Annotated in this window: 21 protein-coding genes; 10 read left to right on the top strand and 11 right to left on the bottom strand. The window is 67.5% G+C overall.

Annotation, left to right across the window (positions count from 1 at the left end):
* Positions 1-25: 25 nt before the first annotated feature.
* The gene (locus ACX40Y_RS05870; protein ID WP_459118614.1) at positions 26-1,279 is read left to right on the top strand and encodes a spinster family MFS transporter; all 1,254 of its coding nucleotides are present in this window, start codon (positions 26-28) and stop codon (positions 1,277-1,279) included.
* A 42-nt stretch (positions 1,280-1,321) separates the two neighbouring features.
* Positions 1,322-1,558, top strand: coding sequence for a hypothetical protein (locus tag ACX40Y_RS05865; RefSeq protein ID WP_459118613.1), 237 nt, complete (start codon positions 1,322-1,324; stop codon positions 1,556-1,558).
* Here the strand turns inward: ACX40Y_RS05865 and ACX40Y_RS05860 are convergent, their stop codons facing one another.
* The 4 genes from ACX40Y_RS05860 to ACX40Y_RS05845 all read right to left on the bottom strand — a co-directional run bounded on the left by ACX40Y_RS05860 (position 1,559) and on the right by ACX40Y_RS05845 (position 7,300).
* Entirely contained in the window at positions 1,559-3,127 is a 1,569-nt protein-coding gene (locus ACX40Y_RS05860; RefSeq protein ID WP_459118612.1) for a peptide chain release factor 3, read from the bottom strand.
* A 108-nt stretch (positions 3,128-3,235) separates the two neighbouring features.
* Positions 3,236-3,952, bottom strand: a complete 717-nt coding sequence (locus ACX40Y_RS05855; protein WP_459118611.1) for a hypothetical protein — start codon at positions 3,950-3,952, stop codon at positions 3,236-3,238.
* Positions 3,953-4,018: 66 nt separating this feature from the next.
* Positions 4,019-4,888 (bottom strand): aldose 1-epimerase family protein, encoded by an 870-nt coding sequence (locus tag ACX40Y_RS05850; RefSeq protein WP_459118610.1) that lies wholly within the window; start codon positions 4,886-4,888, stop codon positions 4,019-4,021.
* A gap of 63 nt (positions 4,889-4,951) precedes the next feature.
* On the bottom strand, positions 4,952-7,300 hold the full coding sequence (locus ACX40Y_RS05845; RefSeq protein ID WP_459118609.1) for a S8 family peptidase: 2,349 nt from the start codon (positions 7,298-7,300) through the stop codon (positions 4,952-4,954).
* A 130-nt stretch (positions 7,301-7,430) separates the two neighbouring features.
* Between ACX40Y_RS05845 and ACX40Y_RS05840 the strand changes: the two genes are divergently transcribed.
* Both ACX40Y_RS05840 and dapD read left to right on the top strand, forming a co-directional pair.
* On the top strand, positions 7,431-8,093 hold the full coding sequence (locus tag ACX40Y_RS05840; RefSeq protein ID WP_459118608.1) for a pyrimidine 5'-nucleotidase: 663 nt from the start codon (positions 7,431-7,433) through the stop codon (positions 8,091-8,093).
* Between the two features lies 1 nt (position 8,094).
* Entirely contained in the window at positions 8,095-8,913 is an 819-nt protein-coding gene (dapD, locus tag ACX40Y_RS05835) for a 2,3,4,5-tetrahydropyridine-2,6-dicarboxylate N-succinyltransferase (RefSeq protein WP_459118607.1), read from the top strand.
* A 9-nt stretch (positions 8,914-8,922) separates the two neighbouring features.
* On the opposite strand, the gene ACX40Y_RS05830 is transcribed toward dapD, so the two are convergent.
* Together ACX40Y_RS05830 and ACX40Y_RS05825 are read right to left on the bottom strand one after the other, a co-directional pair.
* Positions 8,923-9,351, bottom strand: coding sequence for a CoA-binding protein (locus ACX40Y_RS05830; protein WP_459118606.1), 429 nt, complete (start codon positions 9,349-9,351; stop codon positions 8,923-8,925).
* A gap of 3 nt (positions 9,352-9,354) precedes the next feature.
* Positions 9,355-10,311, bottom strand: coding sequence for an Mrp/NBP35 family ATP-binding protein (locus ACX40Y_RS05825; RefSeq protein WP_459118605.1), 957 nt, complete (start codon positions 10,309-10,311; stop codon positions 9,355-9,357).
* A 72-nt stretch (positions 10,312-10,383) separates the two neighbouring features.
* Between ACX40Y_RS05825 and hflK the strand changes: the two genes are divergently transcribed.
* The 4 genes from hflK to ACX40Y_RS05805 all read left to right on the top strand — a co-directional run bounded on the left by hflK (position 10,384) and on the right by ACX40Y_RS05805 (position 15,656).
* A complete protein-coding gene (gene hflK / locus ACX40Y_RS05820) occupies positions 10,384-11,484 on the top strand; it encodes a protease modulator HflK (RefSeq protein WP_459118604.1) in 1,101 nt (366 codons plus the stop codon).
* A complete protein-coding gene (gene hflC / locus ACX40Y_RS05815; RefSeq protein WP_459118603.1) occupies positions 11,481-12,332 on the top strand; it encodes a protease modulator HflC in 852 nt (283 codons plus the stop codon). The genes hflK and hflC overlap by 4 nt, the downstream gene beginning before the upstream one ends.
* 97 nt (positions 12,333-12,429) lie before the next feature.
* The gene (locus ACX40Y_RS05810; RefSeq protein WP_459118602.1) at positions 12,430-13,938 is read left to right on the top strand and encodes a Do family serine endopeptidase; all 1,509 of its coding nucleotides are present in this window, start codon (positions 12,430-12,432) and stop codon (positions 13,936-13,938) included.
* A gap of 65 nt (positions 13,939-14,003) precedes the next feature.
* The gene (locus tag ACX40Y_RS05805) at positions 14,004-15,656 is read left to right on the top strand and encodes a helicase HerA-like domain-containing protein (protein WP_459118601.1); all 1,653 of its coding nucleotides are present in this window, start codon (positions 14,004-14,006) and stop codon (positions 15,654-15,656) included.
* Positions 15,657-15,686: 30 nt separating this feature from the next.
* On the opposite strand, the gene ACX40Y_RS05800 is transcribed toward ACX40Y_RS05805, so the two are convergent.
* From ACX40Y_RS05800 to ACX40Y_RS05785, 4 genes are all read right to left on the bottom strand, one after another.
* On the bottom strand, positions 15,687-16,904 hold the full coding sequence (locus ACX40Y_RS05800) for an argininosuccinate synthase (RefSeq protein ID WP_459118600.1): 1,218 nt from the start codon (positions 16,902-16,904) through the stop codon (positions 15,687-15,689).
* A 98-nt stretch (positions 16,905-17,002) separates the two neighbouring features.
* Complete coding sequence (locus tag ACX40Y_RS05795; RefSeq protein WP_459118599.1) at positions 17,003-18,259, bottom strand: class I SAM-dependent methyltransferase; 1,257 nt, start codon at positions 18,257-18,259, stop codon at positions 17,003-17,005.
* Positions 18,260-18,404: 145 nt separating this feature from the next.
* Complete coding sequence (locus ACX40Y_RS05790) at positions 18,405-19,136, bottom strand: molybdopterin-dependent oxidoreductase (protein ID WP_459118598.1); 732 nt, start codon at positions 19,134-19,136, stop codon at positions 18,405-18,407.
* Complete coding sequence (locus tag ACX40Y_RS05785) at positions 19,133-19,825, bottom strand: cytochrome b/b6 domain-containing protein (protein ID WP_459118597.1); 693 nt, start codon at positions 19,823-19,825, stop codon at positions 19,133-19,135. Before ACX40Y_RS05785 ends, ACX40Y_RS05790 begins: the two co-directional genes overlap by 4 nt.
* Positions 19,826-19,953: 128 nt before the next feature.
* Here ACX40Y_RS05785 and ACX40Y_RS05780 point away from each other — a divergent pair, with 128 nt between their 5' ends.
* On the top strand, positions 19,954-20,577 hold the full coding sequence (locus ACX40Y_RS05780) for a flavin reductase family protein (RefSeq protein ID WP_459118596.1): 624 nt from the start codon (positions 19,954-19,956) through the stop codon (positions 20,575-20,577).
* Between the two features lie 21 nt (positions 20,578-20,598).
* Here ACX40Y_RS05780 and ACX40Y_RS05775 read toward each other — a convergent pair whose 3' ends face one another.
* The gene (locus tag ACX40Y_RS05775; RefSeq protein WP_459118595.1) at positions 20,599-21,051 is read right to left on the bottom strand and encodes a hypothetical protein; all 453 of its coding nucleotides are present in this window, start codon (positions 21,049-21,051) and stop codon (positions 20,599-20,601) included.
* 76 nt (positions 21,052-21,127) lie between these two features.
* Between ACX40Y_RS05775 and ACX40Y_RS05770 the strand changes: the two genes are divergently transcribed.
* A complete protein-coding gene (locus ACX40Y_RS05770; protein WP_459118594.1) occupies positions 21,128-23,293 on the top strand; it encodes a primosomal protein N' in 2,166 nt (721 codons plus the stop codon).
* The last annotated feature ends 40 nt before the right edge of the window (positions 23,294-23,333 follow it).

Raw genomic sequence — 23,333 nt, 5'->3', positions numbered from 1 at the left:
CCCACCAGCGCACAAAGGACGCACCATGCCCCCGCACCCCGCCCGTCCCGCCACGCCGCGCGGCATCGTCCTCGCGATGCTGCTGCTGGTCTATATCTTCAATTTCCTCGACCGGCAGATCCTCTCGATCCTCGCCCAGCCGGTGAAGGCAGACCTGGGGCTGGACGACGCCCAGCTGGGCATGCTCGGCGGCTTCGCCTTCGCGCTGCTCTATTCCACGCTTGCGATTCCCCTGGCGATGCTGGCGGATCGCACCAGCCGCAGCTGGGTGATCACGGTGTCGCTGGGCGTGTGGAGCGCCTTCACCGCGCTGTGCGGCGCGGCGCAGAGCTTTACGAGCATGTTCCTGTTCCGGCTCGGCGTCGGCGTCGGCGAGGCCGGCGGGGTGGCGCCCAGCTATGCGCTGATCGCCGATGCCTATCCGCCGCAACAACGCGCACGGGCGCTGTCGATCTATTCGCTCGGCATCCCGCTGGGCTCGGCGGGCGGCGCACTGCTTGGCGGCTATATCGCGCAGACGGTGGAGTGGCGCACCGCCTTCCTCGTCGTCGGGCTGCTCGGGCTGGCGATCGCGTTGCCGTTCAAGCTGCTCGTCCGCGACCCGCCACGCGCTGCGCCGGTGAAGGGCTCGGTGCCGCTCGGCCGCGTGTTCGGAATGCTCGCGGCCAAGCCGAGTTTCTGGCTGCTTGCCTTTGGCGCGGCGGCGGGATCGATGTGCGGCTATGGCGTCGCTTTCTGGCTGCCGAGCCTGATCCTGCGCAGTTTCCAGCTCGATCTCGCACAGGTCGGCCAGTTTTTCGGCGGACTGCTGCTCACGGGCGGCGTTGCCGGCATCCTGCTCGGCGGCTGGCTCGGCGACCGGCTGGGCCAGCGCGACCGCAAATGGTACGCGCTGGCCCCGGCGATCAGCTATGTCCTCGGCCTCCCGCTATTCGTCGCGGGCGTGCTCGCGCAAAGCTGGCAGGCAGCGTTCCTGCTGTTCCTTGTGCCCCAAGCGCTGGTCTATGTCTGGCTCGGGCCGGTGCTCACCGCGGTCCAGCACCTCGTGCCGCCACAGATGCGCGCGACGGCATCCGCCTCGTTCCTGCTCATCAACAACCTGATCGGCCTGGGCCTGGGCAGCTGGGTGATCGGTCGGCTGTCGAAACAGCTGGCGCCCGTCTATGGCGAAGCGGACGGCCTGCGCTACGCCATCGCGGCCGGGCTGAGCCTGTATCTCGTCGCCGGCGCGCTGATGGCGCTGGCAAGCCGGCGGCTCGCAAGCGACTGGGTGGATTGACCGCGATTCTCGTTCGCCGCGCGGTCGTTCTATATTAACCACATGAGCTACACCCCGACCGACCTCGCCAAAGCCGAGAAGAATGTGGTGCTCGCCGAGCGCCACATTGCCGCCCAGCAGGAAGTTCTGGCCATGATGCGTGCCGCCGGCACCGACACCAGTGGCGCCGAGGAACTGCTCGCGAAGTTCGAAGCCGATCTGGGCCGCGCCCAGCGCATCCGCGACTGGATCGCCAGCGGCATGAGCGAGCACGGCCGGGAAGCGCGCGTCGCAGCCTGATCAGCGCTCGCGCGTCGCCGCGAACGTCACCTTGGCATAGCGATCGGCGATATAGCCGACTTCCCAGGCCGACTTCGCCAGGAAGACGGGATTGCCGTCGCGATCCTTGGCGAGCGCACTGCGATTGAGGTCTACGAACTCCTTGAGCGCCGCCGGATCGTCCGACGAAATCCAGCGCGCCGTGTCATAGGGCGAAGCCTCGAGCACCGCGCCCACCTTATATTCCGCATCCAGCCGGCTGAGCAGCACGTCGAGCTGCAGCTGGCCGACCACGCCGATGATCCAGTTCGATCCGATCTCCGGATAGAAGACCTGGATCACGCCCTCTTCGGAAAGATCGTCGAGCGCCTTGCGCAGCTGCTTGGTCTTGGTCGGATCCTTCAGCGCCACGCGGCGCAGGATTTCCGGCGCGAAGTTCGGCAGCCCGGTGAAGCGCACCCCAGCCCGCTCGGAAAGCGTGTCGCCCACGCGCAGCGTGCCGTGGTTGGGGATGCCGATGATGTCTCCCGGGAACGCCTCGTCGGCCAGCTCGCGCTCGCGGGCGAAGAACAGGATCGGCGAGTGGATCGCGATCGGCTTGCCATGCCCGGTCGGCGTCAGCTTCATGCCGCGCTTGAAGGTGCCCGAGACCAGCCGCATGAAGGCGATGCGGTCGCGGTGGTTAGGGTCCATGTTGGCCTGGACCTTGAACACGAAGCCGGTCACCTCGTCGCGGGTCGGCTCGACCGGCGCGGGCTCGGCGGGCAGCGCATGCGGCGGCGGCGCGAACTCGGCGATCGCGGCGATCAGCGAATCCACCCCGAACTCTTTCAGCGCCGAGCCGAAATAGACCGGCGTCATGTCGCCGTTCCGATAGGCCTCGCCATCGAATTCGGCATAGCCGGCCTGGGCCAGCTCGACATCCTCGCGCAGCTTGGCGAGATTGTCGGCCGAGAGGATCGCATCGAGCTGCGGATCGTCGAGCCCGGTGGTCTGGATCACCTTGCCGTGGAATTCGCGGGCATCCCCCTCCGGCAGCAGCAGCCGCTTGGTCGCGAGGTCGTAGATGCCCTCGAAGGTGCCGCCCATGCCTACGGGCCAGGTCATGGGCACCACGTCCAGCTGCAGCAGCTCGGCCACCTCATCGAGCGTCGCGAACACCTCGCGGCCCTCGCGGTCGACCTTGTTGACGAAGGTGATGATCGGCACGTTGCGCAGCCGGCAGACCTCGAACAGCTTGCGCGTCTGGCTCTCGATGCCCTTGGCGACGTCGATCACCATCACCGCGGAGTCGACGGCGGTGAGCGTGCGGTAGGTGTCTTCCGAGAAGTCCTCGTGGCCCGGCGTGTCGAGCAGGTTGAAGGTGATGCCGTCGCGCTCGAAGGTCATCACCGAGCTGGTGACCGAGATGCCGCGCTGCTGCTCGATCTTCATCCAGTCCGAGCGCGCACGCCGCGCCGCGCCACGTGCCTTTACTTCGCCGGCAAGATGGATCGCGCCGCCGAACAGCAGCAGCTTTTCGGTGAGCGTGGTCTTGCCCGCGTCCGGGTGCGAGATGATGGCGAACGTACGACGATCGGAGGGGGACATGCAGGTGCTTCGAACGGAGGGGAGAATCCGGCCGCTTTAGTCGGAGACGGGATCATTATCCAGCCGGGACACGTGCCACGGCTGCCCTGCGAAGAGACGGCAGCCGGCTCAGGCGGCGGCAGCGATCGCCTTGGGTGGCATCAGCTTGCCCGGATGCGCCCGCCAGTCGCGCACGGCCTCCTCGACATAGGGCAGGAACTCCAGCGTCGCCATCGCGCCCAGCGCACCGAACACATAGGTCTTGTCCAGCGGATCGCGCTTCACGCCGATCGGGCGATAAGGCTCGACGCGCCGGCCCAGCAGCGCCAGCAGCTGCGGCCAGTGCAGCAACGACACGAACGACACCGCGAGTAGCGGCACCATCTCCAGGAAGCTGTGGACATGCTGTTCCAGCGGCACCACGTCGCGCGCCGTCACGGCATAGGAGACGTCCCACATCGCCGTTCCTTCGTGCAGGAAGAAGGCGGCGACCATCACGCCGAGCACCAGCGGGTCCAATTCCAGAAAGAAGCCGGCGAACACCGGCACGGCGGCCTCGCCCAGCATCGTCAGATGGATCAGCGTTTCCTTGAGACCGGTGGTATCCTCGATCTCGGTACGCCGGTGGCACCACCAGTCGGCCAGCCCCGCCGCGAGCCACATCGGCACGACGAAATACTGGATCGCCTTGCGCGTGACGGCGCGGGCCTCATCCTGGAAGCCCAGCGGTTCTTCGGCAGACACGCTGCCCTCCGCCGCCGCCTTGCGCGAGCGATATCGCGCCAGCACGCCCGCCCCGAGGCTGAGCGCGGCGGCGGATGCGGTGGCGAGAAGGAAGCGGCGCATGACGGTCTCCTGCGATGCGGTGAAGGTTCACCGGAAGAACGCCACCGATCGTGAAGGCTTCCGTTCTCAGCCGCGTTCGAGCAGTGTCACGTCCATGCCAAAGCGCCGCGTCTCGCCCGGCGCCAGCCGCTGGATGCCGGACTTGTCCCAGATCTCGCCCTCGAACCCCGCCGGATCGGCAATCCCCCACCAGGGCTCGACACAGACGAAGCGTGCACCCGGCTTGGTCCAGATGCCGAGCAGGCCGGTATCGGGAAAGCGGATGCGCAATTGCGGCCCGTCTTCGGCGCCATAGAGCAGCCCGCGGCTGGCCAGATCGTCCCAGATCAGCGCATCGGCGGTGAACAGATCGTTCGACAGCGCCAGCGTCCGCCCCGCGACCGGGCTCGGCCGGCGATCGGGCGCGATCCCGCCCTCGCCAATATATCGCAGCGACGTGAATTCCGGCTCGTCGAACAGGATTCGGTGCGCGCCGCGGGGTGCGCCATAGGGCAGCGGCCAGGCAAAGGCGGGGTGGAACCCGAAGCTGGCCGGCATGTCCCGGGTGTCGCGGTTGGTCGCCGCAATCTCGATCCACAGCGTCGCCTCTTCCAGCCGATAGGTCGCATCGAGCGCGAAGGCGAAGGGATAGACCGCGCGCGTCTCGGCATCGTCGGTCAGCCGGAAGGTCGCTCGATCGCCGAGCTGCGACACCAGCTCAAAGCCTCGCCGCCGGGCGAAGCCGTGCTGCGGCAGGCTATAGTCGCGGCCGTCGAGCCGGTAGCGATCGCCCACCAGCCGCCCGACGATCGGAAACAGCAGCGGCGCCCGCCCGGACCAGAAGGCGGGATCGCCATCGGTCATCAGCTCATGGCCGCCGGCATCGCGCAGCGATGAAAGCTCGGCGCCCAGCGGGTTGATCGCAGCGCTGAGCCGCGTGTTCGAAATCTCGATCACTCGCCATCTCCCTCGGGCGTCCTCCCGGCGGCGATAGCGGCGTCGTGCGCCGGCGAAAACCCGTCAGAAGCCCCAGCTCAGCCGCACCGCGCCGCCGACATCGTCGGGCATCGATGCGAAATTGCCCGGCTGGCGGCGCACGAACAGGTTGCTGCTGACGTCGCCCGACAGGAAGTCCCAGCGATAGCGAAGCTCGTAATCGATCTCGCGCCCGTTTGGAGCGAGATTGACGCGCGATCCCGCCCAGTCGGTGACGCTGCCCGTCGCATAGTCCCAGCCCTGCGGCAGCGACAGGTCCAGCCCGCCCTGCGACACGCGCAGCGGTTGTGCCACGCGAATGCCGATCGAGTCGCTGCCGCTGAACAGCCGGTCCTTGCCGATATCAGCGGCCCAGGCGCTGGTGCGGATCGCGCCCGATCCACGCACGCCGTTGCGCAGCTGCGCATCGGTCCAGCCGCGCCGCAGCGACCCGCCGATCCGCCAGCCGCCGCCGGGCAGCCACTGCGCCGCCATGTCGGCGAACAGGCTGTTCGCCCGCGCCGCGCCCAGCCCTGCGCTGAACCGGGCGCCGAGCACCGTGTTGTTCTCGCTCAGCCGGGTCAGCGCGATGCTCGCGCCCAGCGCGCCGAACTGGCGATCGAGCGCCAGCGTCGTCCGGCCATAGCCGAACCGTTCGTAGCGATAGCGCAGCGCCGGCGCCTCGCCGTCACGCTGCGCCAGCACGTCGCCATATTCGCTGGCCATCGTCACGCCCCACGCGCCGAACGCCTGCCGCACGGCCGCCGATCCGCCGACATCGGTATCGAAGCCGGCGCTGGTGATCGGATCGCGCGCGATCAGGAACGCCGGGTCGCTCCGCCCGGCAAGCTGCGCGGTCAGCATGTTGCCGCCCTGCGACGCGCCGATCGCGAACTGCGCACGCGAGCCGAGCCGCCCGCTTATCGTCGTCGCGATCATCCGCGCGACGCCGGCATCGCGGCTGCTGATCCCCAGCGTCTCGATCCGCACCGAATCATGCGTCGGCACGATCGTCACGGCGACGCGCATCTGGTCGAGCCCGACCGCAAAGCTGCGGTCGCGCGTCGCCATCAGTGACGGCAGGTTGCGCGACGGCGTCTGGCGCCGGATCGTGCCGCCAAGTTCAGTATGGAATGCGCGCTGGAACGAATCGAGCACCACCGTGCCCAGCGCCCCCTGGCTGGCATCGCCCATCGGCGTCGATAGCATCGCGTTCACCGAAGCCGAAACGGTGCCGGTCGAGCCTGCGAGCGAGGTTGTGCCGACCGGCTGGAACGCGCGCGTCAGATCGAGCACGCCGCGACCATAGACTGCGTCCACCCCGGGGTCGCCCACGTCACGCGCGGTGGCATAGATCAGGTCGACGATCTGCTTGGCGGTCAGGTTTGGAAACGCCTGGGCCAGCAGCGCGATCGCGCCGGCGATCTGCGGCGCGGAGAAGGAGGTGCCCGACCAGAGATAGGGCGTGTTGCTCGCGTCGGGCGCGCGGACGCTTTCGCCGACCGCGGTCAGATAGACGCTCGCGGAGCTGCCGGCCCGGTTCGAGAAGCTGGAAATCGTGTCGTTCGAATCGACCGATCCGGCGATGATGACCAGCCCGCGCGATACCGCCGTGTTCGTGGCCGGGCTGCTAAAGCCATCGGGATTGGCGGCGCCGTCGTTGCCCGCGGAAATCACCACGATCACGCCCGCCGCCGTGGCGCGATCGATCGCCGCCGAAAGCGTGCCGGAGGCGGTATCGCCCCCCAGCGAGATGTTGACGACGCGCGCGCCCGCAAGCCGCGCCTTGTCGAGCCCGGCAGCGATCGCGCTGTCGTTGAACTTGCAGCTGCTCGTATCGCTACCGTCGCACGATCCGGGCGTATCGGCCCGCAGCACCACGAGCTGCGCGTTGAACGCCACGCCGTGCGTACCGGCGCCATTGTTGCGGCCCGCGATGGTGAAGGCGACGGCCGTGCCGTGCCCGCCGACATCGTCGATCGAGCCATTGCCGGCGGTGTCGGCCGAGCTGGACGTGATGCGGCAGGTACCGGTGCCGATGCCGCCCGAACAGTCGCCAAATTCGGCGCTCTGCAGGTCGATCCCCGAATCGATGACGCCCACCTTGATCGATTCGCCGGTGGCGCCGTTCTCATAGGCGGTCAGCGCGTTCATCGAAACGGCGCCCACCGTCGCCCGATATTCGCTGGTGTCGTAATTGACGCTGGGTGTCGGCGTGGGTGTCGGGGTGGGGGCCGGCACCGGCGTGGGGGTAGGCGTCGGTGTCGGCGCGGGAGCCGGGGCCGGCGTGGTCGAAATGCCGCCCCCGCCCCCGCCGCCGCTGCACGCGCCCAACAGCACCAGTGCGCCGACCGCCGTCGACCGCAACCACAACCCGCGCAACGCTACTCGCATAACAACTCGTCCCCGACTCACGAGCGCCCGCTTTACGGTGCGATCCGTTTCCGCTTGTTTACCATGACGCCAAGCAGAATGCCGCGATCCGGCTTGCGACACGGGCGGGCAACTCCTAGAGCCCGGCGCGATGCTCGCCCAGCTCTCGCATGTCCGCAACTGGATCTTCGATCTCGACAACACGCTCTATCCGGCGAGCGCCAATCTGTTCGCGCTGATCGATGCGCGCATCGGCGAGTATGTGCAGCAGCTGCTCGCCTGCTCGCCGGAAGAGGCGTACCGCGTGCAAAAGGCCTATTTCCACGCGCACGGCACCACCTTGTCGGGCCTGATGGCCGAACATGGCACCGATCCGCACCATTATCTCGATTATGTCCACGACGTCGACATGAGCGTCCTCGAACAGAATGAGGCGCTGGTCGAGGCACTGGCGCGGCTGCCCGGCCGCAAGCTCGTCTTCACCAATGGCGACGCGCCCTATGCGCAGCGCGTGCTCGAAAAGCTCGGCCTCGCCGAAACGTTCGAGGCGATCCACGACGTCCACGCCACCGCCTATCGCCCCAAGCCCGAGCCCGCCGCCTATCAGGGGCTGTGCGAGGCCTATGCACTGGACCCGCACGAATCGCTGTTCGTCGAGGATATGGCGCGCAACCTGAAACCGGCCAAGGCGATCGGCATGACCACCGTGTGGATCGACAACGGTTCCGAACAGACGCCCGACGCCGATCGCAGCTTCATCGACTATACCATCACCGATCTCGGAGCCTGGCTCCACACCGTTCTGGAGAGCTGACATGACCGATCTCGCCGCGACGATCGACGCCGCCTGGGAAGACCGCGCGAACCTGAGCTTCGCCACCGAGGGCGCGGTGCGCGAAGCCGTCGCCGAAGCGCTGAACCTGCTCGATCGCGGCGAGGCCCGCGTTGCCGAGCCGGTGGACGGCGGCTGGCAGGTCAACCAGTGGCTCAAGAAGGCGGTGCTGCTCAGCTTCCGCCTCAACGACAATGTCGTCGTCCCCGGCCCCGAAGGCACCGCCTGGTTCGACAAGGTGCCCTCGAAGTTCACCGGCTGGGGCGAGGCCGCGTTCCGCGACGCCGGCTTCCGCGCGGTGCCGGGCAGCATCGTCCGCCACGGCGCACACATCGCCAAGGGCGCGGTGCTGATGCCGAGCTTCGTCAACATCGGCGCCTATGTCGGCGAAGGCACGATGGTCGATACCTGGACCACCGTCGGCAGCTGCGCGCAGATCGGCAGGAACGTGCATCTCTCGGGCGGTGTCGGCATCGGCGGCGTGCTGGAGCCGCTGCAGGCCGATCCCGTGATCATCGGCGACGGCGCGTTCATCGGCGCGCGGTCGGAAGTGGCCGAGGGCGTGCGCGTCGGCGAGGGCGCGGTGCTGTCGATGGGCGTCTATCTCGGCGCCTCGACCAAGATCGTCGATCGCGCGACCGGGCAGGTCTATCGCGGCGAAGTGCCGCCTTATGCGGTGGTGGTGCCGGGCACGCTCCCGGCGGAAGACGGCAAGCCCGGTCTCTACTGCGCGGTGATCGTCAAGACGGTCGACGCGCAGACCCGCAGCAAGACCGGCATCAACGAACTGCTACGCGACTGATCGTCGCGATCAGGCGACGGGGGCGATCCCCAGCCGCCGGATTTCGATGGCGGGGCAACGGTTCATCACGACCTTGAGCCCCGCCGCCTCGGCGCGCGCGGCGGCGGCCTCGTCGACGATGTCGAGCTGCATCCACACCGCCTTGGCGCCTGCCGCAATCGCGGCATCGACGGCCTCGCCGGCATGTTCGGAGCGGCGGAAGATGTCGACCATGTCGATCGGCTCGCCGATCTGTTCGAGATCGCGGAACACGAATTCGCCGTGGATATGCTCGCCGGTGATCTGCGGGTTGATCGGGATCACCCGGTATCCGTGCCGCTGGAGCAACAGCATCACGCCGTTGCTTGGCCGGTTCGGCCGATCCGACGCGCCGACCATCGCTATGGTCCGCGTTTCCTCGAGCAGCGCCCGGATATCCTCGTCACGCGTCAACGGCATGCTTCACCTCTTCAGCCACTCATAGACGGACTCGGCGATCGATCCAAACGGTGTCGCATCACCATTATCCCCCGCAGCCGGGGGCGTGCCCGCATCCGATGCAGCGCGGATCGCCATCGCCAGCGGGATGCGGCCCAGAAACGGAATCCCCATCGTCGCGGCAGCCGATTCGGCGCCACCCGATCCGAACGGGTCCGACGATTCGCCACAATGCGGGCATTGATATCCCGCCATGTTCTCCACCAGGCCGATGATCGGCACCCCGGCCTTGTTGAACAGATCGATCGCGCGCGTCGCATCGATCAACGCCAGATCCTGCGGCGTCGATACGATCACCGCGCCGGTCGGCTTGTGCTTCTGGATCATCGTCAGCTGCACGTCGCCGGTCCCGGGCGGCAGATCGAGCACCAGCAGTTCGGTATCGCCCCAATCGGCATCGACCAGCTGGCCCAGCGCGCCGCCCGCCATCGGCCCGCGCCAGGCGATCGCCTGCCCCTCGGCCACCAGCCCGCCCATCGACAGCATCCGCACGCCGTGCGGCGTCGCGATCGGGATCAGCGTCTTGTCGCGCGCCTGCGGGCGGATGCCCTCGGCGCCGAGCAGCTTGGGCTGCGACGGGCCATAGATGTCGGCATCGACGACGCCCACCTTCAGTCCCGCCCGCGCCAGCGCGATCGCCAGGTTGGCGGCCACCGTCGACTTGCCGACGCCGCCCTTGCCGCTCGCCACGGCGATGATCCGACGGGTCCGCCGTTCGCTCGTCCGCAACAGCCGCACCTCGCTTACGTCGGGCCATCCCGTCGCCGCCGCGCGGACATCGGCTTCGATGGCATCGGCGGTGTCGGGCGCGAGGTCGGTGACGTCGAGCACGATGCTGGCTCGGCCATCCTGGATGCGGGCGGTGGCGCGGCCCGCGGAAACCGGGGCGAGCGCGGCGGAAAGAGCTTCGGAACTGGTCATCGCGGCGTGACATAGGGACACAATCGACTCCTGCCACTGTAAATCCGCGTATCGCCCCTTATAAAGGCAGGCATGACGAATAGTTCTGGCCACGACATTCCGTCGGGCAACTTCCACAACGAAGCGCCGAAGAGCCCCTGGGGCGGCGGTGGCAACGGCGGCGGCGACGATCGGGGCGGCGGGCGCAATCCCTGGTCGATCCCGCCGGAGGGACGGCGCAACCGGCCCAACACCCCCAGCGCGCTCGACGAGTTGCTCCGCCGTGCCCGCGGCGGTGGCGGCGGCAGCAGCGGCGGCGGATCGGGCTTTCCCGGCGTGCCCAGCGGATCGCGGTTGTGGCTGCTCGTGTTCGGTGCGCTGGTCGGCATCTGGGTGCTGTTCACCTCGATCCACCCGATCGGCCCGCGCGAGAAGGGCGTGGTGACGTTTCTTGGCCGTTATTCGGGGACGCTCGATCCGGGCATCCAGTTCACGCTTCCGGCGCCGTTTCAGCTTGTCGACGTCGTCGATGTCGGCAACATCCGCACCGAGAACTTTCCGAATACCGGCGAGAATTTGATGCTCACCGGCGATCAGAACATCGTCGATCTTGCCTATTCGGTCCGCTGGGACATTCGCAGTGCCCCCGAATTCGCGTTCCAGATCAAGGATCCGCGCGAAACGGTGCGCGCCACGGCGGAAAGCGCGATGCGCGCGATCATCGCCAACACCACGCTGAACGACGCGATCGGCGAAGGCCGTTCGGAGATCGAGGCCGAGGCGCAGGCGATGATGCAGCAGATCCTGGACGAATATCGCTCGGGCATCCGCATCCAGGGCGTCGCGGTGCAAAAGGCCGCCGCACCGCAGCAGGTGGACGAGGATTTCAAGGCGGTGACCGCCGCCAAGCAGGAAGCCGAATCGAACCGCAACAACGCCAATGCCTTTGCCCAGCGCGTGCTCGCCACCGCCCAGGGCGAGGCGGCGGAGTTCGACAAGATCTACGAGCAGTACCGGCTGGCCCCCGAAGTGACCAGGCGGCGCATGTATTACGAGACGATGGAGACGGTGCTGGCGCGCAGCAACAAGACGATCATCGAGGCACCGGGCGTGACCTCCTATCTTCCCCTGCCCCAGCTGCGCCGCAACGTCGACGCCGCCGCTGAGCCGGATGCGAAGGGGGCTGCAAAGTGAGCAGCTGGTATCGCAATCCGATCGCGCTGGCGGTCGCCGCCGTGGTCGTGCTCGTCCTGCTGATGAGCTCGATCGCGATCGTTCCCGAAACGAAGCAGGCGGTGATTCTGCGGCTCGAAAAGCCGCTGCGCACCGTCAACGCCTATCAGAATGGCGAACAGTTCGGCCGGACCGGCGCCGGCCCGATCCTGCGTATCCCGCTCCTCGATCGTATCGTCTGGGTCGACAAGCGCGTGCTCGACGTCGAACTGCCCGGCGAACCCGTGCTTTCGACCGATCAGCTCCGGCTCGAGATCGACGCCTACGCGCGCTATCGGATCGTCGATCCGCTGCGCATGGTCGTCACGGTCAACACCGAGGAGCGGCTACGCGAACAGCTTCAGCCGCTGCTGCGGTCGTCGCTGCGCAACGAGCTTGGCCGGCGTCGCTCCGAAATACTGCTCAGCCCCGAACGCGGCGAAGTGATGGATAATGTTCAGGCGTCGCTGCAAAAGCTCGCCAGCCAATATGGCGTGCAGATCGTCGACGTGCGCATCAAGCAGACCGAACTGCCCAGCGGCTCACCGCTCGACAGCGCGCTGATGCGGATGGCGACGGCACGGCGCCAGGAGGCCGAGACGATCCGCGCACAGGGTCTGAAGGACGCGCAGATCATCCGCGCCACCGCGCAGGCCCAGGCCGCGGAAATCTATGCCGCGGCGTTCAACAAGGATCCGAAATTCTACGACTTCTATCGCGCGATGCAGTCGTACCGGACCACCTTCGCCAGCCCCGACGCCAAGGGCGAGACCCAGATCATTCTGTCTCCGCAGAACGGCTATCTGAAGGAGTTCACCGGGCAACGATGACGCTGTCCATCCGTTCACATTCAAACGAGGTTCAGCCACCGCGCGCCAAGAACGCGCGCCAAGACGAATTTCGTTCGCTTCGAGAGGAAATGACCCCGTGCGTTACGCCTACGCCCTGACCACCGCGATCCTGCTCGGCGGCGCTGCCGCCACCCTGTCGCTCAACCAGCCGGCCGGCGCGCAGACCGCCCAGAACGAGCCGGGTGCGATCCAGGCATCCGTGCCCAGGGCCGGCGCGCCTATGAGCTTTGCCGACATGGTCGCCAAGCTCCAGCCCGCCGTCGTCAACATCTCGACGACGCAGCGTGTGCAGGTCAACAGCAATCCGTTCGCCGGAACGCCTTTTGAGATGTTCGGAGGCGGCCAAGGCCAGCCGGTGACGCGCGAGGCGCAGTCGCTCGGCTCGGGCTTCGTGATTTCGGCCGACGGCTATGTCGTCACCAACAACCACGTGATTTCGGCCGGCGCACGCGGCGCCGTGGTCGAAGCGATCACTGTGACGCTGGCCGACGGACGCGATTTCAAGGCCAAGCTGATCGGGAATGACGCGCAGTCGGATCTTGCGCTGCTCAAGATCGAGGGCACCAACCTGCCGTTCGTCCGCTTCGGCGATTCGAAAAGCGCGCGCGTCGGCGATTGGGTCGTCGCGATCGGCAATCCGTTCGGCCTGGGTGGCACCGTCACCGCCGGCATCATCTCGGCCACGCACCGCGTGACCGGCCAGGGCGGCGCCTATGATCGGTTCATCCAGACCGATGCCTCGATCAATCGCGGCAATTCGGGCGGCCCGATGTTCGATCTGAACGGCAATGTGATCGGCATCAATTCGCAGATCCTGTCGCCCACCGGTGGCAATGTCGGCATTGGCCTTGCGATCCCCGCCGAAGAGGCCAAACCGATCATCGACAAGCTGATGCAGGGCAAGTCGATCGATCGCGGCTATCTGGGCATCGCGATGCAGGATCTGACCAAGGAACTCGCCGACGGTTTCGGCCTGCCGTCCGACAGGGGCACGCTGGTCTCGCGCGTCGAGCCGGGCCAGCCTGCGGAAAAGGCCGGGATCAAGCAGGGCGACGTGATCGTAAAGGTGAACGGCAAGGATGTGACGCCCGATCAGACACTGTCCTATCTGGTGGCGAATGTCGCCCCCGGCACGCGCATCCCGGTCGAGCTGATCCGCGACGGCAAGCGCCAGACGGTCAACGTCACCGTCGCCAAGCGTCCGTCGGAGGAACAGCTTGCCCAGTTCGATCCGAACGACGAAAGCAGCGGCCCCGACGGCAGCGACGACAGCGCCACGGCGACCACCGAATCGATCGGGATCGCGGTGACGCCGCTGACTGCGCAGATCGCGCGCAGCGTCGGCGTCGACCCGTCGATCGGCGGGGTCGTGATCCTGGGCGTCAACCAGGCGAGCGACGCGGCCGGCAAGGGCCTGCAGCGCGGCGACGTGATCGTGTCCGCCAATCGCCAGCGCGTCTCGAGCGCCGACGATCTCGCCAAGGCCGTTGCCGCTGCCAAGGCGGCCGGGCGCAAGCAGATCGTGCTCTATGTCCAGCGCCGCAACATCGGCAACTTCATCCCGGTGGGCATCACCGGCAACTGATCGGCGCGAAGCCGGCTGACCAACGCCCGTTTCTCCCCTATGCCAAGCGCCGAAGGAGCAGGGGCATGGGCGGAGAGACGGGCATTTTCGTGGGTGCGGCCGGCGAGCGGCGACTTGAACTGGTGCTGTGCCGCGCCAATCGCCACGGGCTGATCGCGGGCGCCACCGGCACCGGCAAGACGGTGACGCTGCAGGGGCTGGTCGAGGGTTTTTCGGCGGCCGGCGTGCCGGTGTTCGTCGCCGATGTGAAGGGCGATCTCAGCGGGCTCGGCATGGCCGGCTCGCCGACCGCCAAGCCGCATGATGCCTTTGCCGAGCGCGCCCGTGCGATCGGTGATACCGACTGGCGGTATCGCGCCGCCCCCGTCCAGCTATGGGATCTGTTCGGCCAGCAGGGCCATCCGATCCGCACCACCGTCTCCGAAATGGGGCCGCTGCTGCTCGCACGGCTGATGGACCTCAACGAGGTGCAGGAAGGCGTGCTGACGATCGCCTTCCACGTCGCCGATCAGGACGGGCTGCTGCTGCTCGATCTCGACGATCTCCAGGCGATGCTCGCGCACTGCGCCGAACGCGCCGACGAACTGACCGCCACCTTCGGCAATGTCTCGAAGCAGAGCGTCGGCGCGATCCAGCGCCAGCTGCTCCAGCTGCGGGCCCAGGGCGGAACGCATTTCTTCGGCGAACCCGCGCTCGCGATCCGCGATTTCCTCGCCACCGATGAGTCCGGCCAGGGCGTCGTCAACATCCTCGCCGCCGACAAGCTGATGGCAAGCCCGCGGCTCTATGCCAGCTTCCTGCTCTGGCTGCTTTCCGAACTGTTCGAGACGCTTCCAGAAATCGGCGATCCTGACCAGCCCAGCCTCGTCTTCTTCTTCGACGAGGCGCATCTGCTGTTCGACGATGCACCCAAGGCGCTGCTCGAAAAGATCGAACAGGTCGTTCGCCTGATCCGCTCGAAGGGCGTCGGCGTCTATTTCGTCACGCAGAACCCGATCGACATTCCCGAGGATGTCGCCGCCCAGCTCGGCAACCGCATCCAGCATGCGCTGCGCGCCTTCACGCCGCGCGACGAAAAGGCGATCCGCGCCGCCGCCGACACGTTCCGCGCCAATCCCGGGCTCGATGTCGCCACCGCGATCACCGAACTGCGCGTTGGCGAGGCGCTGGTCTCGCTGCTTCAGGCCGATGGCGCGCCCGCTCCGGTCGAGCGCACGCTGATCAGGCCGCCCGCCTCGCGCGTCGGCCCGCTCGCGCCCGACGAGCGCAGCATCCTGATCGAAACCGATGCGATCGGCAGCCGCTACGATGTGGTGGTCGATCGCGAATCGGCGGAGGAGCTGCTCGCCGCCAAGCGCGACGAGGCCGAAGCCGCCGCTGCCGAGGCAAAGGCTGCCGACGGAGCGGCAAAGGCCGCCGCCGCGCAGGCCAAGGAAGAAGCCCGCGCCGCCAAGGAGGCCGAGCGCGCCCGCATCGCCGCCGAGCGCGAGGCCGATCGCCAGGCCCGCCGCCAGGCACAGGCTGAGCGCGAAGCCGAACGCGAGGCCGCGAAAAACCCGTGGAACCGCGCGATCAACGCCGCGACCCGCTCGGCCTCATCGGCAGCGGGCCGCGCCGTCGCCAACGAAGTCAGCAAGGCGGTGTTCGGCGGCAAGCGCAGCGGCGGCGCGCTCGGCAGCATCGTGCGAGGCGTGCTCGGCGGCCTGTTCCGCGGCTGACGCTGGCCAGCCGCGGATCGCCGCCCGTCGTTACTGGTCGCGCCGGCCCAGCAGGCGCAGGCGCAGCGCCTGAAGCTTGATGAAGCCGGCAGCGTCGCGCTGGTCATACGCGCCCTGATCGTCCTCGAACGTCACCACCTTTTCGCTGTAGAGCGAATAAGGCGACTTGCGGCCGGTGACGATGACATTGCCCTTGTAGAGCTTGAGACGCACCGTGCCGGTCACCTTCAACTGGCTGTGGTCGACCGCCGCCTGCAGCATCTCGCGCTCGGGCGAGAACCAGAAGCCGTTGTACAGCAGCTCGGCATAGCGCGGCGCCAGCTCGTCCTTCAGATGCGCCGCGCCGCGATCGAGCGTGATCTGCTCGATGCCGCGATGCGCAAGGTGATAGATGGTGCCGCCCGGCGTCTCATACATGCCGCGCGACTTCATGCCGACGAAGCGGTTCTCGACCAGATCGAGCCGGCCGATGCCGTGCTTGCGGCCGAGTTCGTTGAGCGCCGCGAGCAGCGTCGCCGGCGACATCGCCTCGCCGTTCAGCGCCACACCGTCGCCGCGCTCGAAATCGATCGTGATCGTCTCAGGGACGTCGGGCGCGTCCTCGGGGTTCACCGTGCGCGAATAGACGTAATCGGGCACTTCCTCCCACGGATCCTCGAGCACCTTGCCCTCGGACGAGGTGTGGAGAAGGTTCGCGTCGGTCGAAAACGGCGATTCGCCGCGCTTGTCCTTGGCGACGGGGATCTGGTGTGCCTCGGCGAACTCGATCAGCCGGGTGCGGCTGGTCAAATCCCATTCGCGCCACGGCGCGATCACCTTGATGTCCGGGTTCAGCGCATAATAGCCGAGCTCGAAACGGACCTGGTCGTTGCCCTTGCCGGTGGCGCCGTGGCTCACCGCGTCGGCACCCACCATTTTGGCGATCTCGATCTGGCGCTTGGCGATCAGCGGCCGCGCGATCGAGGTGCCGAGCAGGTACAGCCCCTCATAAAGCGCGTTGGCGCGCATCATCGGGAAGACGAAATCGCGGACGAACTCCTCGCGCAGATCGTCGATGAAGATGTGCTCGGGCTTCACGCCGGCCATCTCGGCCTTCTTGCGCGCCGGCTCCAGCTCCTCGCCCTGGCCCAGATCGGCGGTGAACGTCACCACCTCGCACTGATAGGTCTGCTGCAGCCATTTCAGGATCACGCTCGTGTCGAGGCCGCCCGAATAGGCAAGGACGACGCGATTGATCTTTTCCGACATGGGGCAGCGACTCCGGCTTGGATGGATAGGGGAACCGCGGCGCCTCTAGGGTTCCCTGATCCTTCGTGCAACATCCGGCGTGTCGCCGCCGCTGCCGCTCACACCGAATGCAGCCTCGTCGGGGGCGTCGCGTCGGCCCGCAGCGCCGCTTCCGCCTCGTTCATATAGTCGCGCGTGATCGGCAACGCCTCGCGCGAGCGGGCGAACTGGAGCTGATAATTGACCAGCCCGCCGTTCATGAAGCTGACGCACGATCCGGCGAGATAATAGGTCCACATGCGGAAGAAGCGTTCGTCATACAGCTCGACGATCGCGTCATGCGCGGCGACCGTGCGGTCATACCAGGCCTTCAGCGTATGGCCGTAATGCAGCCGCAGCACCTCGACATCGGTGAGGAAGTAACGCAGCCCCTCATAGCCCTTGGCGATCTCGGACAGCGCCGGGATGTAACCACCCGGGAAGATATATTTGAGCGTGAAGGCATCGGTGAAGCCCGGCCCGCCTGCGCGCCCGATCGTGTGGATCAGCATCACGCCGTCGGGCGTGGTCAGTTCGCGGCACTTGGCGAAGAAGGTGCGATATTGCGGCGTGCCGACATGCTCGAACATGCCGACCGAAACGATCCGGTCGAACTGCCCGGTCAGCGCGCGATAATCGATCAGCTGGAACCGCACCTTGTCCGCCACGCCTGCCGCCTCGGCCCGCGCCTGCGCGATCTTGAGCTGTTCTTCGGACAGGGTAACGCCCAGCACCTCGGCGCCGGTATGCTGATGGATATAGAGCGCCATGCCGCCCCAACCACAACCGATGTCGAGCACTTTCATCCCCGGCTCGATCGCCAGCTTGGCAACGATGTGCGCCTTCTTGTCGCTCTGCGCCTGTTCGAGCGAATTGTCGGGATCGGTGTAATAGGCGCAGCTATATTGCCGGTCGGCATCGAGGAACAGGTCGTACAGGCGCGCCGACAGGTCGTAATGGTGCGCGACATTCTGCTTCGACTTGCGCGCCATGTTGTAACGGCCGATCAGGTGGGCGACTTTGCCGGTGGCCTTGCTCAGCGCCGACGGCGTCAGCACCCGGTCGCTCTGTTCCCAGCGGTTATTCGCGGTGACCAGCATCAGCAGGTCGAGGATGTCGCCCTCGTCGAAATCCAGGCTGCCGTCCATATAGGTCTCGGCCGCGCCCAGCGCGGGATCGCGCACGATCCGGCCTGCCGCGCCCTTGGCCAGCCGGATGCTCACCGGCTTCAGATCGGGATCAGGCGTGCCAAACCGCCGGGTCGATCCGTCGGCATGGGTTACCGTGAGTTGTCCTTGCTTGATCGCGCGTTCGAAAAATCGGTCGATTACTGCCATTGACGTCGCGTACCTTGATTGTGTTTCCGATATTCGCGTTCCGCGTTTCGGCCTATCGCGGGTGCCGCATCCACAGCGTTACGGCATCAAAACGACCGTCGGTGCAGCGGGTTCATGGCCGGGCCGTTTTTTTTCGCACCTGCCATTAGATGCCCGCATACCATTGATAACCGTTGGAATCCTCCCAATAGCCGCCCTTGCCGCCGCCGACGCCGGCCAGCGAGGCCACGGCCTCGATCCGCATCAGATATTTGGCGTGCTTGTAGCCCAGCTGCCGCTCGACGCGCAGCCGCAGCGGCGCACCGTGGCCGACGCTCAGATACTGGTCGTTCATTGCCCAGGCGAGGATCGTCTGCGGGTGCAGCGCATCGATCATGTCGATCGACTCGTAATAATGCCCCGCGCCGTAGCGATCGGCGCAGTGGAACACGATGTAGCGCGCCTGCGAGCTGATCCCGGCGGCGTTCAGCACCGTCGCCAGCTGCGGCCCCTGCCACTTGCCGATCGCGCTCCAGCCTTCGACGCAGTCGTGTCGGGTGATCTGCGCGCGCTGCGGCATCGCCTGCAGCTGGGCGAGGCTGAGCGTCATCGGCTGGCGCACCATGCCATCCACCCGCAGCCGCCAGTCGGCAAAGCGGTTCGCGGCCATCGCACCATATTCGGGGGTGTTCGGATTATGTGTGCCGTTGACGCGAAAGCGCGGGCTGCGCTGCTCCGGCCGGAACTCGCGGGCCAGCGCGGCGCGGCCGATCGATCGCTGGAGGAACTGGTGCGCCTCCTCCGCGCTCAGCAACACCGGGCTGTTGGTCCAGCGGTCGCAGCCGGCTAGCAGGCCGGCGCCCCCGGCGACGATCAGGTTGCGGCGGGTCAGGATCATCGCTCGTCCTCCTGGGGCACGCGCCACCAGCCGGTGATCATCGAACGGATCTCGCCGATCGGCCCGGCCAGCATCACCAGCGTCAGATGGACGAGCAGGAACAGGACGATCGCCGCCATCGCGATGAAATGCACCGAACGCGCCGATTGCCGCCCACCGAACATGCCGGTCAGCCAGGGCCAGCTGGCATCCATGCCCGGCGACAGCGCCAGCCCGGACAGGATCACCAGCGGGATCAGCACGAAGATCACGCCGACATAGGCCAGCTTCTGAAAGATGTTGTACGCGCGCGGATTGGCCGGATCGTGAAAGCGCAGCGCAAGATGCGCCTTGGCGTCGTCCCACAGATGCGCAGGGTGCAGTTCGGCGGCACGGATGCGCAGGTCATGCACGATGTGCCGGTTGATCAGGCTGACGATCAGATAGGCGAGCAGGCCGAAGCCCAGCACCAGCGCGAAGAACAGGTGCCAGTGCCGCGCGCCCGACAGGCTGTAATAGGAAGGCAGTGTCGCCCAGCCGGGAAAGCGCGGCAGTTCGAGCCAGGCATGATCGAAATTGGCGCCATATTCGCCCCAATAGAGGCGCGGATGCGCGTTGAAGATCATCAGCCCGCTGCCGATCATAACCAGCACCGTCACCGCGTTCAGCCAGTGCCACAACCGGGTGCTCAGCCGGTGTCGGAATATCATGCCGCCGGGCGCCCGTCGTCGATCGTTCGCCATCGCCCCTTCCCTTCGTCGCTCGCCCGATAGTAGGGCATTCGCAGTCGCGGCGAAAATGGTTTCACCGCCGTCGCGCTTTTTCCGCCGGAGCCGCCATGACTGCCGATTTTCATTTCTATGCGCCGGCCGAAGGGCATGGCCTGCCGCACGATCCGCTCAACGCGATCGTCGCACCCCGCCCGATCGGCTGGATCAGCACGCGCTCGGCAAGCGGCGTCCGCAATCTCGCGCCCTACAGCTTCTTCAACTTGTTCAACTATCGCCCACCGATCATCGGCTTCGCGTCGATCGGCTGGAAGGACAGCGTCGCCAACATCGCCGAAACGGGCGAATTCGTGTGGAACCTTGCGACGCGCGCCCAGGCCGAGGCGATGAACGCGACGGCGGCGATGGTGGGTGCTGAAATCGACGAATTCACGCTCGCCGGGCTCGAAACGCTGCCGTCGCGTACCGTCGCGCCCGATCGCGTCGCCGGCAGCCCGGCGCAGTTCGAATGCCGGCTGACGCAGCTGATCCGCCTGGAGAATCGCGGGGGCGAGGCGATCGACACCTGGCTGGTGCTCGGCGAGGCGACCGGCATCCATATCGATCGCGCGATGCTCGATGCCGACGGCGTCTACCAGACCGCGCGTGCCCGCCCGATCCTGCGCGGCGGCGGCCCGGCCGACTATTTCGAAATCGGCGACGACGCGCTGTTCCGCCTGCACCGCCCGGGCTGACCCGGCGGCGGCGCCCGCCTCTCAGGCCACCGCGATCAGCATCAGCTTGGCCTTGGCCTGTGCGAGGCGGGTCACGAAGACGCGGTAGCGTCCCGGCTCGAGCCTGAAGCGAACGACCTTGCGGATCGTCGAGCAATCGGGGCCGTGGCCATGCGCCACCGACGATAGCGGCTCGCCGCGCGCCGTCCCCGGCAGCACGTCGATCCAGCCGCGCTGGTCGAGCGCGATGCCATAGGTGCCGGCGCGTTCGATCTCGAATTCGATCGTCGCCGCGCGCCCGGGCTTGGCGCCGGCCGGAATGCCCTTCAGGCTTGCGCCGTCGACCGTGTCGAGCGCGACGGCCCTGCCGATCGTCAGCGCGTCGCCGGGCGAGGACCAGCCGGCCATCGCCGCCGGCAGGCTCGCATCGGTCGCCTTGCAGGCCGTGGTCTGGGCGGGATCGGTCTGGGCGAGCAACAGAGCAAGGATCAGCATCGTCGGATCTCCTCGGGGTAGCGCCGTCGATACGGGATTCCAGTTTGCCGCGAAATGCCCATATGAGGGGCCGACAATGGCCCGCGCCCGCATTCTCGTCCTCCATCCGGTCCTGGGACCGCTCGACTATCGCGTGCCGCCTGGCATGACGGTGGCACCGGGCTCGATCGTCGTCGTACCGATCGGCCCGCGCCAGTTCGCCGGCGTGGTGTGGGAGCCGGAACAGCTGCCGACCGAGGAGATCGGCGACAACCGCCTCCGCTCGATCCTCGCCGTCGCCGATGTGCCGCCGATCCCTGCGCCGGTGCGCCGGCTGGTCGAATGGACCGCCGACTATTATCTGGCACCACCCTCGGCCGTGCTGGCGATGAGCCTGCGCACCTCGGCCGCGTTCGGCGCCGCGCCCACCGTCACCGAATATCGCGCGACCGGCACCGCCCCCGATCGCCTGACCCCGCAGCGCGCCCAGGCGCTCGAGCGGATCGGCAGCCGGCAGGGCATGGTGCGCGAACTCGCCGCGATCGGCGAGGTATCCGACTCGGTGATCCGCGGCCTGGTCAAGGCCGGCGCGTTCGAGCCCGTCATCGTCGATACCGATGCGCCCTATCCGCCGCCCGATCCCGACTTCGCCCCACCGCGGCTCAGCGACAGGCAAGCCGACGTCGCCGCCGAACTGCGCGGCGCGGTGGAGGCGGCGGCGTTCAAGCCGTTCCTGCTCGACGGCGTGACCGGATCGGGCAAGACAGAGGTCTATTTCGAGGCGGTCGCCGCCGCGCTGCGTGCCGGCCGGCAGACGCTGGTGCTGCTCCCCGAAATCGCGCTGACCGAACCCTTTCTCACCCGCTTCACCCGCCGCTTCGGCTGCGAGCCGGTCGCCTGGCATTCGGGCCTGCGCAGTTCGGAGCGCCGCCGCGCCTGGCGGGCGATCGCGAATGGCGAGGCGATGGTGACGGTCGGCGCCCGCTCCTCGCTGTTCCTCCCCTATCCCGATCTCGGCCTGATCGTCGTCGACGAGGCGCACGAAACCAGCTTCAAGCAGGAAGACGGCGTGCATTATCACGCCCGCGACGTCGCGGTGATGCGCGGCATGTTCGAGCGTTGCCCGGTGGTGCTCGCCTCCGCCACGCCGGCGATCGAGACGCGCCACCAAGTCGAACTCGGCCGCTATGCCGAACTCAAGCTGCCGGGCCGCTACGGCGCCGCCCAGCTGCCGCGGATCGAGGCGATCGACCTCACCCGCGAGCCGCCCGAGCGCGGGCGGTGGCTGTCGCCCCGGCTGGTCAAAGCGATCGAGGAGACGCTGGCGCGCGGCGAACAGTCGCTCCTGTTCCTCAACCGACGCGGCTATGCGCCGCTCACCCTGTGCCGGCACTGCGGCCACCGCTTCCAATGCCCCAACTGCACCGCCTGGATGGTCGAGCACCGGCTGCTCCACCGGCTGTCGTGCCACCATTGCGGCCATACCATGCAAACGCCCAGCATGTGCCCCGAATGCAAGTCGGACGACACGCTGGTCGCCTGCGGCCCCGGCGTGGAGCGCATCGCCGACGAGGTCGCCGCGCTGTGGCCCGAGGCAAGGACGGCCATCGTTACCTCGGACACGCTCTGGTCGCCCGCCAAAGCCGCCGAGTTCGTCTCGCGGATGGAACATGGCGCGATCGACGTGGTGGTCGGCACGCAGCTCGTCACCAAAGGCTATCATTTTCCCAACCTCACGCTGGTCGGGGTGGTCGATGCCGATCTCGGCCTCGACGGCGGCGATCTCCGCGCGTCGGAGCGGACCTTCCAGCAGATCATGCAGGTCGCCGGCCGCGCCGGGCGCGGCGAAAAGCCCGGCACCGTCTATATCCAGACGCACGCGCCCGAGGCGCGGGTGATGCAGGCGCTCGTCACCGGCGATGCCGACGCCTTCTACGCCGCCGAAACCGCCGCGCGCCGCGACGCGGAGGCGCCGCCCTTCGGCCGCTATGCCGCGATCATCATCTCGTCGGAGGACAAGGCGGCGGCCGAGGAAGCCGGCCGGATCATCGCCCGCGCCGCCCCCGAACTGGCGGAGATGCACGTCTATGGCCCCGCCCCCGCGCCCCTGGCAATGCTGCGCGGCCGCCACCGCTTCCGCCTGCTCGTCCACGCCCGGCGCAGCTTCGACGTCCAGCACGTGATCCGCGACTGGCTCGGCGCCCTCAACTGGAGCCCCCGCGTCCGCGTCGCCGTCGACGTCGACCCTTACAGCTTCGTGTGAGCCGCCGATTGCAAAGCGACCAAAGCCTCCGTTAAGCTCC

The organism is Sphingomonas sp. RS6 (assembly GCF_054489705.1).
Note: the sequence above shows the minus strand (reverse complement) of the source record. Positions and strands in the feature narration are given on the sequence as shown.

Bases quoted from the DNA above. Each gene is read 5' to 3' on its own strand.
- ACX40Y_RS05870 (WP_459118614.1), top strand. From the start codon at position 26: ATGCCCCCGCACCCCGCCCGTCCCGCCACGCCGCGCGGCATCGTCCTC.
- ACX40Y_RS05865 (WP_459118613.1), top strand. From the start codon at position 1,322: ATGAGCTACACCCCGACCGACCTCGCCAAAGCCGAGAAGAATGTGGTG.
- ACX40Y_RS05860 (WP_459118612.1), bottom strand. From the start codon at position 3,127: ATGTCCCCCTCCGATCGTCGTACGTTCGCCATCATCTCGCACCCGGAC.
- ACX40Y_RS05855 (WP_459118611.1), bottom strand. From the start codon at position 3,952: ATGCGCCGCTTCCTTCTCGCCACCGCATCCGCCGCCGCGCTCAGCCTC.
- ACX40Y_RS05845 (WP_459118609.1), bottom strand. From the start codon at position 7,300: ATGCGAGTAGCGTTGCGCGGGTTGTGGTTGCGGTCGACGGCGGTCGGC.
- ACX40Y_RS05840 (WP_459118608.1), top strand. From the start codon at position 7,431: ATGCTCGCCCAGCTCTCGCATGTCCGCAACTGGATCTTCGATCTCGAC.
- dapD (WP_459118607.1), top strand. From the start codon at position 8,095: ATGACCGATCTCGCCGCGACGATCGACGCCGCCTGGGAAGACCGCGCG.
- ACX40Y_RS05830 (WP_459118606.1), bottom strand. From the start codon at position 9,351: ATGCCGTTGACGCGTGACGAGGATATCCGGGCGCTGCTCGAGGAAACG.
- ACX40Y_RS05825 (WP_459118605.1), bottom strand. From the start codon at position 10,311: ATGACCAGTTCCGAAGCTCTTTCCGCCGCGCTCGCCCCGGTTTCCGCG.
- hflK (WP_459118604.1), top strand. From the start codon at position 10,384: ATGACGAATAGTTCTGGCCACGACATTCCGTCGGGCAACTTCCACAAC.
- ACX40Y_RS05805 (WP_459118601.1), top strand. From the start codon at position 14,004: ATGGGCGGAGAGACGGGCATTTTCGTGGGTGCGGCCGGCGAGCGGCGA.
- ACX40Y_RS05800 (WP_459118600.1), bottom strand. From the start codon at position 16,904: ATGTCGGAAAAGATCAATCGCGTCGTCCTTGCCTATTCGGGCGGCCTC.
- ACX40Y_RS05795 (WP_459118599.1), bottom strand. From the start codon at position 18,259: ATGGCAGTAATCGACCGATTTTTCGAACGCGCGATCAAGCAAGGACAA.
- ACX40Y_RS05790 (WP_459118598.1), bottom strand. From the start codon at position 19,136: ATGATCCTGACCCGCCGCAACCTGATCGTCGCCGGGGGCGCCGGCCTG.
- ACX40Y_RS05785 (WP_459118597.1), bottom strand. From the start codon at position 19,825: ATGATATTCCGACACCGGCTGAGCACCCGGTTGTGGCACTGGCTGAAC.
- ACX40Y_RS05780 (WP_459118596.1), top strand. From the start codon at position 19,954: ATGACTGCCGATTTTCATTTCTATGCGCCGGCCGAAGGGCATGGCCTG.
- ACX40Y_RS05775 (WP_459118595.1), bottom strand. From the start codon at position 21,051: ATGCTGATCCTTGCTCTGTTGCTCGCCCAGACCGATCCCGCCCAGACC.
- ACX40Y_RS05770 (WP_459118594.1), top strand. From the start codon at position 21,128: ATGGCCCGCGCCCGCATTCTCGTCCTCCATCCGGTCCTGGGACCGCTC.